Annotated in this window: 13 protein-coding genes; 8 read left to right on the forward strand and 5 right to left on the reverse strand. The window is 60.1% G+C overall.

Translation table 11 applies throughout. The features are described 5' to 3' along the window. Positions 1-23: 23 nt before the first annotated feature. A complete protein-coding gene (locus K5R89_RS02020) occupies positions 24-929 on the forward strand; it encodes a LysR family transcriptional regulator (RefSeq protein WP_023289409.1) in 906 nt (301 codons plus the stop codon). 21 nt (positions 930-950) lie between these two features. Here the strand turns inward: K5R89_RS02020 and K5R89_RS02025 are convergent, their stop codons facing one another. After that, the gene (locus K5R89_RS02025) at positions 951-1874 is read right to left on the reverse strand and encodes a LysR family transcriptional regulator (RefSeq protein ID WP_087827675.1); all 924 of its coding nucleotides are present in this window, start codon (positions 1872-1874) and stop codon (positions 951-953) included. Between the two features lie 87 nt (positions 1875-1961). Between K5R89_RS02025 and K5R89_RS02030 the strand changes: the two genes are divergently transcribed. The 3 genes from K5R89_RS02030 to K5R89_RS02040 all read left to right on the forward strand — a co-directional run bounded on the left by K5R89_RS02030 (position 1962) and on the right by K5R89_RS02040 (position 4302). Then, complete coding sequence (locus tag K5R89_RS02030) at positions 1962-2825, forward strand: MBL fold metallo-hydrolase (protein ID WP_171005033.1); 864 nt, start codon at positions 1962-1964, stop codon at positions 2823-2825. Continuing rightward, positions 2825-3736 (forward strand): NmrA/HSCARG family protein, encoded by a 912-nt coding sequence (locus K5R89_RS02035; RefSeq protein WP_087824918.1) that lies wholly within the window; start codon positions 2825-2827, stop codon positions 3734-3736. The genes K5R89_RS02030 and K5R89_RS02035 overlap by 1 nt, the downstream gene beginning before the upstream one ends. 206 nt (positions 3737-3942) lie before the next feature. Further along, the gene (locus K5R89_RS02040; protein WP_049015170.1) at positions 3943-4302 is read left to right on the forward strand and encodes a hypothetical protein; all 360 of its coding nucleotides are present in this window, start codon (positions 3943-3945) and stop codon (positions 4300-4302) included. Positions 4303-4321: 19 nt separating this feature from the next. Here the strand turns inward: K5R89_RS02040 and K5R89_RS02045 are convergent, their stop codons facing one another. Next, on the reverse strand, positions 4322-5497 hold the full coding sequence (locus tag K5R89_RS02045; protein ID WP_087827673.1) for an aminotransferase class I/II-fold pyridoxal phosphate-dependent enzyme: 1176 nt from the start codon (positions 5495-5497) through the stop codon (positions 4322-4324). Positions 5498-5717: 220 nt separating this feature from the next. Here K5R89_RS02045 and K5R89_RS02050 point away from each other — a divergent pair, with 220 nt between their 5' ends. The 3 genes from K5R89_RS02050 to K5R89_RS02060 are packed head-to-tail and all read left to right on the forward strand — an operon-like array spanning position 5718 to position 8204. Beyond that, the gene (locus tag K5R89_RS02050; protein WP_087827672.1) at positions 5718-6521 is read left to right on the forward strand and encodes a MetQ/NlpA family ABC transporter substrate-binding protein; all 804 of its coding nucleotides are present in this window, start codon (positions 5718-5720) and stop codon (positions 6519-6521) included. Between the two features lie 8 nt (positions 6522-6529). Beyond that, positions 6530-7543, forward strand: a complete 1014-nt coding sequence (locus K5R89_RS02055) for a methionine ABC transporter ATP-binding protein (protein WP_032429140.1) — start codon at positions 6530-6532, stop codon at positions 7541-7543. Continuing rightward, a complete protein-coding gene (locus tag K5R89_RS02060; protein WP_044522560.1) occupies positions 7536-8204 on the forward strand; it encodes a methionine ABC transporter permease in 669 nt (222 codons plus the stop codon). The genes K5R89_RS02055 and K5R89_RS02060 overlap by 8 nt, the downstream gene beginning before the upstream one ends. Before the next feature lie 44 nt (positions 8205-8248). On the opposite strand, the gene K5R89_RS02065 is transcribed toward K5R89_RS02060, so the two are convergent. The 3 genes from K5R89_RS02065 to K5R89_RS02075 all read right to left on the reverse strand — a co-directional run bounded on the left by K5R89_RS02065 (position 8249) and on the right by K5R89_RS02075 (position 10832). Then, positions 8249-9448 carry an amino acid aminotransferase gene (locus tag K5R89_RS02065; RefSeq protein WP_023289418.1) on the reverse strand — a complete coding sequence of 400 codons (1200 nt, stop codon included), beginning with the start codon at positions 9446-9448 and terminating at the stop codon, positions 8249-8251. Positions 9449-9486: 38 nt separating this feature from the next. Beyond that, positions 9487-10101: a YitT family protein gene (locus K5R89_RS02070; protein WP_004176405.1), complete on the reverse strand. Its 615-nt coding sequence runs from the start codon at positions 10099-10101 to the stop codon at positions 9487-9489. A 251-nt stretch (positions 10102-10352) separates the two neighbouring features. After that, positions 10353-10832 carry an Lrp/AsnC family transcriptional regulator gene (locus K5R89_RS02075; RefSeq protein WP_023289419.1) on the reverse strand — a complete coding sequence of 160 codons (480 nt, stop codon included), beginning with the start codon at positions 10830-10832 and terminating at the stop codon, positions 10353-10355. 334 nt (positions 10833-11166) lie between these two features. On the opposite strand from K5R89_RS02075, the gene K5R89_RS02080 reads away from it, so the two are divergent. Beyond that, positions 11167-12546, forward strand: coding sequence for an amino acid permease (locus tag K5R89_RS02080; RefSeq protein ID WP_087827671.1), 1380 nt, complete (start codon positions 11167-11169; stop codon positions 12544-12546). Positions 12547-12708 lie beyond the last annotated feature (162 nt).

Here is a 12708-nt window from a genome sequence, read left to right on the forward strand (position 1 = left end):
AATAACCGTCGGGGGAGCACCAAATGGACAGACTGGATGCCATGCAGTTGTATGTTGCGGTTGTGGATGCCCACAGCTTCGCCCGGGCGGCGGAGGCGCTGGGGCAGCCGCGCTCAACGGTGTCGCGGGTAGTGAAGGAGCTGGAAGCCTGGCTTGGGGCGCAGCTTCTTCAGCGCACCACCCGCAAGCTCAGCGTGACGGCGGAGGGGCGTCGGTATTACGAAGAGTGTAAACGGCTGCTGGCCGAAATGACGGCGATGGAAGCCTCCTTTCCCGGCCGCTCGGCGCAGCCCGCCGGGCGGTTCAAGGTGGGGATGCCGCAATCTCTCGCCCGGCACTGCGTTTTGCCGAGGATCGGCGAGTTTCTGCAGCAGTATCCCGACCTGGAGCTGATCCTCTGCTCAAGCGACAACGTGGAAGATATTATCCAGGAGGGATTCGACTGCGTGATCCGTACCGGGCAAATCGAAGATTCCACCACCCTGGTGGCGCGCCCTCTGGCCCGCTACCGCTGGATGGTCCTCGCCTCGCCGGCCTGGATAGCGGCCCACGGCCGGCCGCAAAGCATCGACGATCTGCACCAGCACCGGGCGGTGGGATACCTGAACCACCGTACCGGGCGGACCATCGACTGGCTTTTCTCCCTCGATGACGGCGACTGCGCGATCCGCATGCAGGAGACGCTGGTGGTCGACGATACCGATGCCTATATCCAGGCCGGCGTTCAGGGGCTGGGCCTGATCCGCGTCGCCAGCTATCTGGCGCAACCCTGGCTGCAGAGCGGCGCGCTGGTCGCCTGTCTGGAGCAGGCCGCGTCTGATCTTCCCCTGTCGCTGGTCTATCCGCAAAACCGCTATCTGCCGCCGGCGGTGCGCGCGTTTTACGACTGGAGCAGGCGCGTTCTGCAACCCCCGCTCAGCGAGGCCTGATGACGGTGGTATTCGCTACCGCTATGGTCCGCGCATGGCCTGTTTTATCCTCTCTATCAGCCAGTTCAGCGCCGGATCCTGCGCCCGGCGTTTGTGGCGCAGTATACACAGGGTAAATTCCGGGTAGGCCACCGGCGGGGCGTCCGCGCGCAGCGCATACTGCGCCTGCCAGCGTTGCGCCAGCCCCTGGGGGACGGTGGCGAAGAGCGGCAGGGTGGTCAGCAGGAGGGGAAAGGTGGAGAAATTCTGCGTGGCGAAGCGCACGCGCCGCGCGAGTCCCTGACTGGCGAGCTGGCGGTCTATTTCCCCGTGGCCGGTTTCGCGATAGGCCACCATCACATGTTCCCAGGCGACGAAATCGCCCACCGACAACGGCCCGCGGCAGGGGATCTGCTGCGGCGACCACAGGGTGGTCACCCCCATGCTCATCACCGGTTCGCTGACGATCTCCCCGCGGCTCTGCTTGTTGAGGGACACCGCGACATCAATGCGATCCGCCTCCAGCAGCTGGCGTACCTGGAAGGGGTCGGCGGCGAGTGTCTGGAGCGACACCCCGGGCGCCTCCTGCATCAGTCCGGGTAACAGCTGCGGCATCAGCCAGTGTTCGCTCCAGTCGCTGAGGCCGACGCGGAAAAGCTGCTGCGCGCTGGCGGGGGAAAACTCCCCGGCGCCAAACATTGCCGAATGCAGGTGTTCCATCAGCGGCTGCAGCTCGGTCATCAGCGCTTGCGCCCGCGGGGTCGGCAGCATGCCTCTGGCGCTGCGCACGAACAGCGGATCGTCAAACATCTCGCGCAGCCGTTTCAGCGCCCCGCTGATGGCCGGTTGGCCAAGATGCAGCGCCTCTGCGGTGCGGGTAACGCTGGCTTCGCGGTACAGCACCATCAAGACCGTCAATAAATTCAGATCGATACGACTAAAATCATTTTCAATGATTTTCTTCATTATGATAATCAATTTGAATGTGGGTTATCCCGGCAGCATAGTGAATATCACCCCGGTAAATCAACCAGCGCAATGCGCGCGGAGGGAGTGATGCAAACTTACCAGACAGGCGACAGCCTGATTTTCAAAGTGCCGGAGCGCGAGATTAGCCTGCAGCCGGCGGCGCTCTATCCCGCGGCGTTCCCTGTGACGGAGGTGGACGCCGATAATCAGCCAATCGCGCTGTCAATCCACAGCTGGGTGGTACAGACTCCCCACGATCTGATCGTTATCGATACCGCCACCGGCAATGGTCGGGAGCGCGGCGGCAATCCGCTCTATCATCAACTTAATACGCCCTATCTGGAGAATCTCCGCGCCGCGGGAGTGAACCCGGAGGAGGTGACCCTGGTGTTACTGACCCACCTGCATACCGACCATGTGGGATGGAATACCGTCTGGCGGGACGATCGCTGGGCGCCGCTGTTTCCCAACGCGCGCTACCTGTGTTCGGCAAAAGAGCTCACGCGGGTGAAGAACAGCGAACGCTACCGGGCGCTGTGGCTCGACAGCCTGCTGCCGGTGATCGAGGCTGGCCAGCTGGAGACCGTGGATGTGGCGGCCAGGCCGCTGGTCGGCGGACGGATCGCCTTTATCCCTACCCCCGGCCACAGTCCGGACCATGCCGCGCTGATCCTCTCCTCTGGCGATGACTACGCCTGTTTCTCAGGCGATCTTCTTCATTCCCCGCGCCAGTTTACCCATCCGCACTGGAGCTCGGCGTTCTGCGGCGATCCCCGGCAGGCGGAACGTTCGCGACGCGAGATGATGGCGTGGTGCGCAAGCCATCATGCCCAATGGTTCACCGGGCATTTCGCCGGACCCTCCTGCGGTTGGCTGGAGGAGGACAGGCCAGGGGAGTATCGCTGGCGAGACGCCGGACAACGATCTGCTGACGAGGGGGAACGGTGATGAATAATGCCCAGAGCGTATTGGTTTTTGGCGCCACTGGCCAGCAGGGCGGCTCGGTGGCGCGGGCGCTGCTGCACCGCGGCTGGCGAGTGCGGGCGCTGGTCAGGGATCCTTTCTCCGCCGGGGCTGTCGCGCTGGCGGCGCGGGGAGCCGAGCTGGTCGTGGGCGCCTTTGAAGACCGGGCGGCAATGCGGGCGGCGATGGCCGGGGTCGACGGCGTCTTCAGCGTGCAGCCCAGCTCGCCGGGCGGGACGGTAACCGATGAGCAGGAGGTGCGCTACGGGATAACCATCGCCGACCTTGCCGTCGAGTGCGGGGTGAAGCATCTGGTGTACAGCTCCGGCAGCGCGGCGGGGGAGACGCCGACCGGCGTAGCGCATTATGACACCAAAGCGGCGATTGAGCGGCATATCCACCGCCTGCCGCTGGCGGCGACCATCGTGCGGCCCGCCACCTTTATGGAGCTGCTGGTGATGCCCGGTTTTGGCCTTGATGAAGGTCATTTTCACTTTTTTATGCTGCCGGAGGGGAGGATGCAGGTGCTGGCGGTGGAGGATATCGGCCAGCTTGTCGCAGCGATTTTTGCCGCGCCGGCGCGGTTTGCCGGCAAGACGTTCGAGATCGCCAGCGACAGCGTGACCGGTCATCAGCTCGAGGCGTTATTCTCCGCGGCGGCGGGACGGCCGATCCCCTATTCGCGATTTTCCGACGAGGTGCTGGCCGCCAGCCCTTTTCTGCACAAGCTGACCGGGCTGGTGGACGACGGGCGGCTGGCGGGGCACGCCGACCTCGACGCCCTGCGCCAGCTGCACCCGCAGCTGCACACCTTCGCCGGCTGGCTGGCGGGCCCCGGCCGTCCCGCCTTCGAGCGGGCGCTGACCAGCGGGACCCGCTGGGCGTTTAATCGTTAAAGACGGCTATATCCTTCCCGCCGGCGTCTCGTTGTCTGGCCCGGCGGATGAGCTGCGCAGGGAAGGCCTGCAGGTCGTTAAGACAACGCACGAGGAGTCTGAGTGTAAATTATTTTGCGGTTTTTGCTGGCAACGATAGGTGAAAGTGAACGTCCAGAATTTTCAGCCGCTTAGAATGGAGGAAACTCTCTGGGATCGCCTGAATAATGACAATTTACCGATGGGCTTCGGCCTGCCTGTTAAGCATAACCTGCGCCGCTACGGCGGCGGAATTTAAAACCATCGAGGCCGATCTGCTGGCCTCCAACCGGCTGTTCTGTATGACCGGCTATGACCATAAGCCGATCGGCGTGGCGTGGGAGAGCGTCAAATCCAGCCGCTATCAGCCACAGTCGGATGGCGACCGTATTTTCAGCGACACCGTCTCCAGGCGCTTTCTGGAAGAGGAGAATAAGACCGCCTTTTACAATGGCGCCAAATATCGCGTACTGGGTAAACCCGCCAGCGCCTGCTATGACTATTCCGCCGCGCGTATTCAACGCATGGCGGGCTACCTGAAGATGTAACGACTCCGCGAGGCGGGCGCTAAAACAGCGCCAGCCGGGCGAGACGGTCCAGCGCCTTGCGCAGCGCGTCGTCCCCAGCCGTCAGACTGATGCGAATAAACCCTTCACCCCCATCGCCAAAACCAGTGCCTGGCGCCACCAGAATATGCGCCTCCTGCAGCAGCAGGCGGGCAAACTCTTGTGAACGGTACCCGGGCGGCACGCTCAGCCAGAGGAAGAAAGTGCCTTGTGCGGCACGAACCGGCCAGCGCAGTGCGGCCAGTCGACGCAGAACCCACTCCCGGCGCTGATGATACACCGCCGTCAGCTGCGCAATCCGTTCTGCCGGCAGGCTGAGCGCGGCGATCGCTGCATCCTGAATGGCGCCAAACACCGTGCTGTAGCTGTGGGTGTGCAGTTTTTTAAACGCCCGGATAATCGAGGCGTTGCCGACCGCGAAGCCGAAGCGCCAGCCGGCCATATTAAAGGTCTTGGAGAAGGTGTAGGTCTCCACTCCCCACGCTTTCGCGCCGGGCTGAGAGAAAAGGCTCAGCGGCGCATCGCTGGCCGCGCTGCCGATGGCCGCATAGGCAAAATCATGCAGGATCGGCACCTGGTGACGGCGGGCAAACTGCAGGGCGCTGGCGAACAGCGCCGGCGTGGCGAGGGCGCCGGTGGGGTTATGCGGATAGTTAAGCACCACCAGCCCGGCCTGGTCAGCTACCTCCCGGGGGAGGTCGTTAAAATCCGGCAGGAAGTGGTTCTCAGCCCTGAGCGGCAGGCCATAAAACGCCGCCTGGGACTGCAGCGCCGCTGAGCGGTAAATGGGATAGCAGGGATCGGTGGAGATGAGGTATTGTCCGGGACGGAGCAGCGCCCGCGGGATGCCGCCAATACCGATATGCGAGCCCTGAAATACCGCGACTTCGCTGTGCGGATCGAGTTCCACATCATACTGGCGGCGATAAAAATGGGCGATCGCTTCGCGGACCTGCGGCTTGCCCCAGAACGACGGGTAGCCATGGTTTTCACGACGATGAATGGCGCTCTGCAGCGAGTCAATCACTTCCGGCGGCGTGGGCTGATCCGGACTGCCGCTGGAGAGGTCGATCAACGGCAGCGCGTCGGTGTTGACCTCCGCGGCCAGTTTTTCCAGCAGGCTGAACAGATTCTCTTCCAGGGCGTCCACCAGCGGTGAAGCAGCGAAATCAGGCATAATTTTCCCGGTTTACGTTATCAATAATCTGCCATCTTTAAGGGATTTATTGCGCCTGGCTAAATAACAATATATGCAAAGGATTATTGTTTTTAGGATATGTCGGGATGGCAAAAGTTTATGAGGAATAAGCAAAAGGAAATCCGGCGTTCTGGCTTACAACCCGCTTTCGGCTGTGATTTAATCGCTCAATATCGCCAACCTTCCTGGAAAATACCTTATGAACAAGTCAGTTGCGCTCGGAATGACGCTCGCCCTGTTATCCGCCACCTCCTTTTACGCCACCGCCGATCAAATTATTCGCATCGGCTTTAACCCCGGACCGTATAAAGAACAATTTGAAAAAGGGGTCGCCCCCTATTTATTGAGTAAAGGATATAAAATCGAATATAAAGATTTCAGCGACGGTATTCAGGTCAATGACGCGGTAGCTCGCGGCGATATCGAAGCGAATATTATGCAGCATCCGGTATACCTGAAAGCGATCAATGAGCGACTGGGGATCGATAACGTCGGCATTGTGCAGGTACCCACGCCGCCGATGGGTCTGTACGGCGGCAAACTGACGACCCTGGGCACCCCGGCAGCCGGCACGGTGGTGTCGGTGCCAAACCAGCCGTCGAACGAATATCGCGCGGTACTGGTGCTGGAAAGCCTCGGCTGGGTGAAGATTAAACCGGACAGCGATCCCGCCACCTTTTCGCAGCGTAACATCGTTGCCAACCCCTATAACATCGTGCTTAAGGAGATGGACAATGCCCAGCAGGTTCGCGCGCTGCCGGACGTCGACTATGGCCTGATTCAGGGCAATTTCGCCGTCTCCAGCGGCATGGCGCTTACCTCGGCATTAAATCTGGAGGCCGCCACCAGCCATTTTATTAACGTTGTGACCGTTGCCGGTAAAAATCAGAAGGCGCAGTTTGCCAAAGATATCATCGACGGCTATCACTCTGCCGATTTCAAAAAATATATTCTCAGCCATCCGCAGTATGATGGTTACCTGCTGCCTGATTATTTAAAATGAATAACGCGATGATAGAATTTCGCCATGTCAGTAAAACCTTTAACAGAAAAGGGCATCCGGTTCTGGCCCTGCAGGATATTAATCTCAGTATCGACCGGGGCGATATTTTCGGCATTATTGGCTACAGCGGCGCAGGGAAAAGCACCTTATTGCGGCTGATTAATCGTCTGGAAACGCCGGGTGAGGGCGAGGTGGTGTTGAACGGTGAGTCGCTCCAGGACTGCAGCGGCCAGCGCCTGCAGGCGATCAAAAAAGATATCGGCATGATCTTTCAGAATTTTAATCTGCTGAATTCGAAAACGGTATTTCATAACATCGCTATCCCGCTTATTTTGCAGGGACGCGACAAGGCCTTTATCCAGGCGCGGGTTGCGGAGCTGCTGGCGTTTGTCGACCTGAGCGACAAAATGCACAGTTACCCGAATGAGCTGTCGGGAGGGCAAAAGCAGCGGGTCGGTATCGCCCGGGCGCTGGCCACTAACCCGTCGGTGCTGCTGTGCGATGAAGCCACCTCGGCGCTCGACCCCCATACCACGGTACAGATCTTATTGCTGCTGCAGGAGATTAATCGCCGCTATGGCATCACCATTGTGCTGATTACGCATGAAATGTCAGTGATCCAGACAATCTGTCACAAGGTGGCGGTGATGCAGGCCGGGCGCATTGTTGAGCAGGGGACGGTTTTCGATCTCTTTGCCCAGCCGCAGCATCCGGTCACCGCCAGTTTCGTGCAGTCGGTGGTGCACGATCGCCTGCCGCAGCGGGTGGCGTCGCTCCTGCAGCGCGACAACGGCGCCCGGGCTTTACGCCTCGAATTTATCGGCGCGACGGCCCGGCAGCCGATCATTAACCGTCTGATCCGCGAGTATGCTGTCGAGGTGAATATCCTGTTTGCCAGCATGTCCGAAGTTCAGGGCCGGATACTGGGATTTATGATTGTGCAACTCCTCGGCGAGCCTGACGAAACCGAACGCGCCATCACCCATCTGGCCGACGCAGGAGTGAAAATCATCCATGTTTGATCTTATTGATACCGCCATTACCGGCGAGCAGTTTCTGCTGGCGCTGCATGATACCCTGATTATGGTCGCCATCTCACTGGGCTTTGGCGCGCTGCTCGGCGTCCCGCTGGGAATTGTGCTGGTGGTTTGCCGTCCTGGCGGCATCGTGGCCAACCCGGTGGTGCATCAGGCGCTGAATCCGCTGATTAACGTGCTGCGCTCGCTGCCGTTTATCATTTTGCTGATTGTGATCCTGCCCTTCACCAGGCTGCTGGTGGGCACGACTATCGGCACCGCGGGGGCCATCGTGCCGCTGATCGTTTTTGTCGCCCCCTATATTGCCCGGCTGGTGGAAAGCTCGCTGCTGGAGGTGGATGAGGGGATCCTTGAGGCCGCAGACGCCATGGGCGCGACCCCTCTGCAGACCGTCTGGCATTTCATGCTGCCGGAGGCGGCGGCGTCGTTGATTCTGGCCCTTACCACCGCGACCATCGGTCTGCTTGGCGCGACCGCCATGGCGGGAACGGTGGGCGGCGGCGGGATCGGCGACCTGGCGATCACCTACGGCTATCAGCGTTTCGACGCCTTTGCCACCCTCACCACCGCCCTGGTGCTGATTGTTATTGTCCAGCTTATTCAGACGCTGGGCACCCGCCTGGCTCGCCGACTGCGTCGCGAATAACTGCTATACCGCGCCGGGGTTGCCCCGGCCAGCGGGAAAGCGGATCAGCGTGCGCAGACCGCGGCGAAGGCGCTGGCTACCCGCGCAATATTGCCGTGGTTGAGCCCGGCCACGCAGACGCGACCGCTGGCAATCAGATAGATGCCATGTTCTTCACGCAGAACGTCTACCTGATCGGCGCTAAAGCCGGTGTAACTGAACATGCCGCGCTGGGTCAGCAGATAGGAAAAATCCGCCGCCGGCAGGGCTGCCTGCAGGGCCTTCACCAGCGCGACGCGCATGGCGCTGATGCGGGTGCGCATGGCCTCCACTTCCCCCTGCCACAGGGCATTCAGCTCGGGATCGTTGAGCACCTGCGACACCACCTGGGCGCCAAACCCCGGCGGGCTGGAGTAGTTGCGGCGTACGGTAGCTTTCAACTGGCCCAGCACGCGCCCGGCGGCATCGGCGTTGTCACAGACCACCGACAGGCCGCCGACACGCTCGCCGTACAGTGAAAAAATCTTCGAGAACGAGTTGCTGACCAGCGCCGTCAGTCCGGCGCTGGCGATGGCGCGTATGGCATAGGCATCTTCATCCAGCCCGCGGCCAAAACCCTGGTAGGCAATATCGAGGAACGGGATCAGCTCCCGGGCGATCAACACCTCAATCACCCGATCCCACTGCTCGGGGGCGAGATCGGCCCCCGTCGGATTATGGCAGCAAGGATGGAGCAGCACGATGCTGCGCGGCGGGAGCTGCTGGAGGGCGGCAAGCATCGCGGGGAAATTGACCCCACGGGTGGCGCTGTCGAACCAGGGATAGGTATGCACCTCGAAACCCGCCCCGGCAAAGATGGCCACATGGTTCTCCCAGGTTGGATCGCTGACCCAGACCGCGGAGTCGGGGAAGTAGCGCTTGAGGAAATCAGCACCCACCTTCAGCGCGCCGGAGCCGCCCAGCGTCTGGATGGTGGCGATGCGTCCGGCACGCAACGCCGGATGGTGTTCGCCAAACAGCAGCGTCTGGACCGCGCGGCGATAGGGAGCCAGTCCCTCCATCGGCAGATATAGGCTGGCCTTGTGCAACTGGCTCTGCAGCCGGTCAGCGGCCTGACGGACCGCCTCCAGCTGAGGAATGATGGCCTGCTCGTTATAGTACAGCCCGATGCTAAGGTTAACTTTGTCTGCCCGGGGATCCTGTTGAAAGGCTTCCATCAGCGACAGGATAGGATCGCCCGCGTAGGCGTCAACGTTCTGGAACACAGTGGTTACTCCTGAAATGACCGTTAAAGGTGAAGCCATTACACCGCGTAGCGTCCTGGGCGGTGGTTCATGGCGATAATCGAATTCAAAATCACGGCGCCGAGGACAGAGACCAGCAGCATCGGCAGGCTAACCACCCACAGCGAGGCGGTGACGATGCAGGCGTCCACCACCATCTGGAATTTACCGGCGCGGATACCGCTTTTATCCTGCAGATAGAGGGCCAGAATATTGACGCCGCCGAGGCTCGCTTTATGGCGGAACAGCACCACAAAGCCGATACCGACCATGATGTTGCCGAAGAGGGTGGCGTAATAGGGGTTCAGGCGATCGACATGGATAAAGTAGCCGTGCAGGTCGGAGAACAGCGACACCAGTCCGACCGCGCAGAAGGTTTTCAGCGTGAAGGCGGCGCCCATCCGCCGGACGGAGAGCCAGTAGAAGGGCAGGTTAATGGCGAAGAAAACCACGCCGAACGGCAGGTGGGTGGCGTAGTGGATCAGAAAGGCCATGCCTGCCGTCCCGCCGGTCAGGGCGCCGGCCTGGCGAAACAGGATAATGCCAAAGGAGATCATCAGCGTGCCGAACAGCAGCGCCAGGGCATCCTCCAGCCAGGTGTGGGTCAGTTTTTCAGGGGAAAGGACGTTATCCATAAATAAGCACTATCTTTTCGTTAACAAGGATAAGCTCTTGTTTGCAAAAATCGCACCAGAGGAACGTGCCCGGGCGATTGGTTGCGGAAAAAATAGCCGTGGTTTAGCCTAACCTGTTGTTCTGTCGGAAAGAGAAAATCGCACGGGTCGTGCGCATAATGGTTATGAAATGCGTAAGTTGTGCGAATTTACTGCTTATCACGCATTGACTGGCCCCGCATCTGCACCAGCGCAGGGCACTGTGCTCCGGTTCAGCGCAGCGAGGGCGTGCCCGGCATCAGCTGGCCGTTCTCCTTCAGGCGGTTGAGCACAACGGCGGTTTTCAGATGAGCCACCCCTTTGTTTTGCGCCAGAATATGGCTGATCAAATGGCTCAGTCCGGGCAGGTCCGGGACCGTTACCCGCAGCAGATAATCGGCGTCGCCGGTGGTTTTCCAGGCGTCCAGAATGGCGTCCACTTCACTGAGCATCTGATGAAAGCTCTCCACGCATTGCGGGGTGTGATTCAGCAGGCGCACCTCAATCAGGCCAAGCATCTCCTGCCCGGCGGCATCCGGCGCCAGACGCGCATGGTAGCCGAGGATAAGCTGCGCCTGTTCAAGGGCGATACGGCGGCGCGAACACTGGGAAGCGGACAGGCCGATAAGCTCGCTAAGCTCCTGATTGGTCAAACGGCCATTGGCCTGCAGCAGGGTAAGAATTTTCAGATCATAGTCGTCGATGTTGTACATAGTGGCCACTAGCGGAACGTAAAAGTGGCTACCAGCCTAACAGTTTTTTGCCTGGCGTGAAGCCTGACCCGACGGCGGCAAACCGGATGCACCAAAACGGGTCAGCTTCATGCATGAAGTCACTGGTTTTCTCATGATCTGTGCGTCATCTGGCCAATTTTCGCGCGTTATGCGCCAGGTCAGCGGCGCGATGACCAGCTTTCAGAACGAACTGGAAAATAATATTTCAATATCATTCAATGGATTAGTTTTGGCCTGACGCTCCGCGACGATCCGCTGGCCTGAAAGTTGCTACCGGCGAAAGTGACTTTTTACAGACAGGGGCAGGTCAGAGATGACAACGCAGCAAGAGCATCAGTTAAAGCGCGGGTTAAAAAACCGCCATATCCAGTTGATCGCCCTCGGGGGGGCGGTCGGCACCGGACTGTTTTTAGGTATCGCGCAAACGATCCGTATGGCAGGCCCCTCGGTCCTGCTGGGGTACGCCATCGCCGGGGTTATCGCCTTCTTTATCATGCGTCAGCTTGGCGAAATGGTGGTAGAGGAGCCGGTGGCGGGGTCGTTCAGCCATTTCGCCAACCGCTACTGGGGGCCCTTCGCCGGGTTTATGTCCGGCTGGAATTACTGGGTGTTGTACGTGCTGGTAAGCATGGCGGAGCTGACGGCGGTGGGCATCTATATTCAGTACTGGTGGCCGGAGGTACCCACCTGGCTGTCGGCGGCAATCTTCTTCGTGGCGATCAACGCCATCAACCTGACGCACGTCAAAGTGTATGGCGAGCTGGAGTTCTGGTTCTCGATTGTCAAAGTGGCCGCCATCATCAGCATGATCGCCTTTGGCTGCTATCTGTTATTAAGCGGTCACGGCGGGCCGGCGGCGACGGTGGCCAACCTGTGGCAGGATGGGGGATTTTTCCCTAACGGTATCACGGGCTTAGTGATGGCCATGGCGGTGATCATGTTCTCCTTCGGCGGGCTTGAGCTGGTGGGGATCACCGCGGCGGAAGCCGACGAACCGCATAAAACCATTCCCAAAGCCACCAACCAGGTGATCTACCGTATTCTGCTTTTTTATGTGGGGTCGCTGGCGGTCTTACTGTCACTCTACCCGTGGCGGAACGTCGTGGAAGGGGGAAGCCCCTTTGTGCTGATCTTTCACGCCATTGACAGCAATATTGTGGCCAACGCCCTCAATCTGGTGGTGCTCACCGCCGCGCTGTCGGTCTACAACAGCTGCGTCTACTGCAACAGCCGGATGCTGTTCGGCCTGGCTCAGCAGGGCAACGCCCCGCGCGCGCTGCTGCGGGTGAACCACCGCGGGATCCCGTTGACCGCCCTGGCGGTGTCCGCCGTCGCCACGGCGCTTTGCGTGGTGATTAACTATGTGATGCCCGGGAAAGCCTTTGCCCTGCTGATGGCCCTGGTGGTGGCCGCCCTGGTCATCAACTGGGCGATGATCTGCATCACTCATCTTAAGTTCCGCCGCGCCATGCAGCGGGCCGGGAAGGTAACGGCTTTCCAGAGTTTCGCCTATCCCCTGACAAACTGGCTGTGTCTGCTGTTTCTCGCCGGGATCCTCGGGGTGATGTATCTGACCCCGGACATCCGCATCTCCGTCTGCCTGATCCCGGTATGGCTGCTGATCCTTGCCGCAGGCTATCTGCTGCGCAGGAAAAGCGCGCCGGAGCCGGTGGCGGCGCTGGAGGAGCGGTAGTCGCCGACGCCCTGCCTGGCGGCAGGGCGATAGTGTTTCGACTTAAAAATCACGGGGAAATAGATAATTACGATAAATGACATCTCACGTTATCGGTCTGGAAATTGACAAAAATGTGGGGCAGACAGCCTGGGGTTCTGGCTGGTCGTTATCCTGTTTATC

Origin of the sequence: Klebsiella sp. TF21-TM (assembly GCF_019753495.1) — a bacterium.
Classification (GTDB): Bacteria; Pseudomonadota; Gammaproteobacteria; order Enterobacterales; family Enterobacteriaceae; genus Klebsiella; species Klebsiella quasipneumoniae.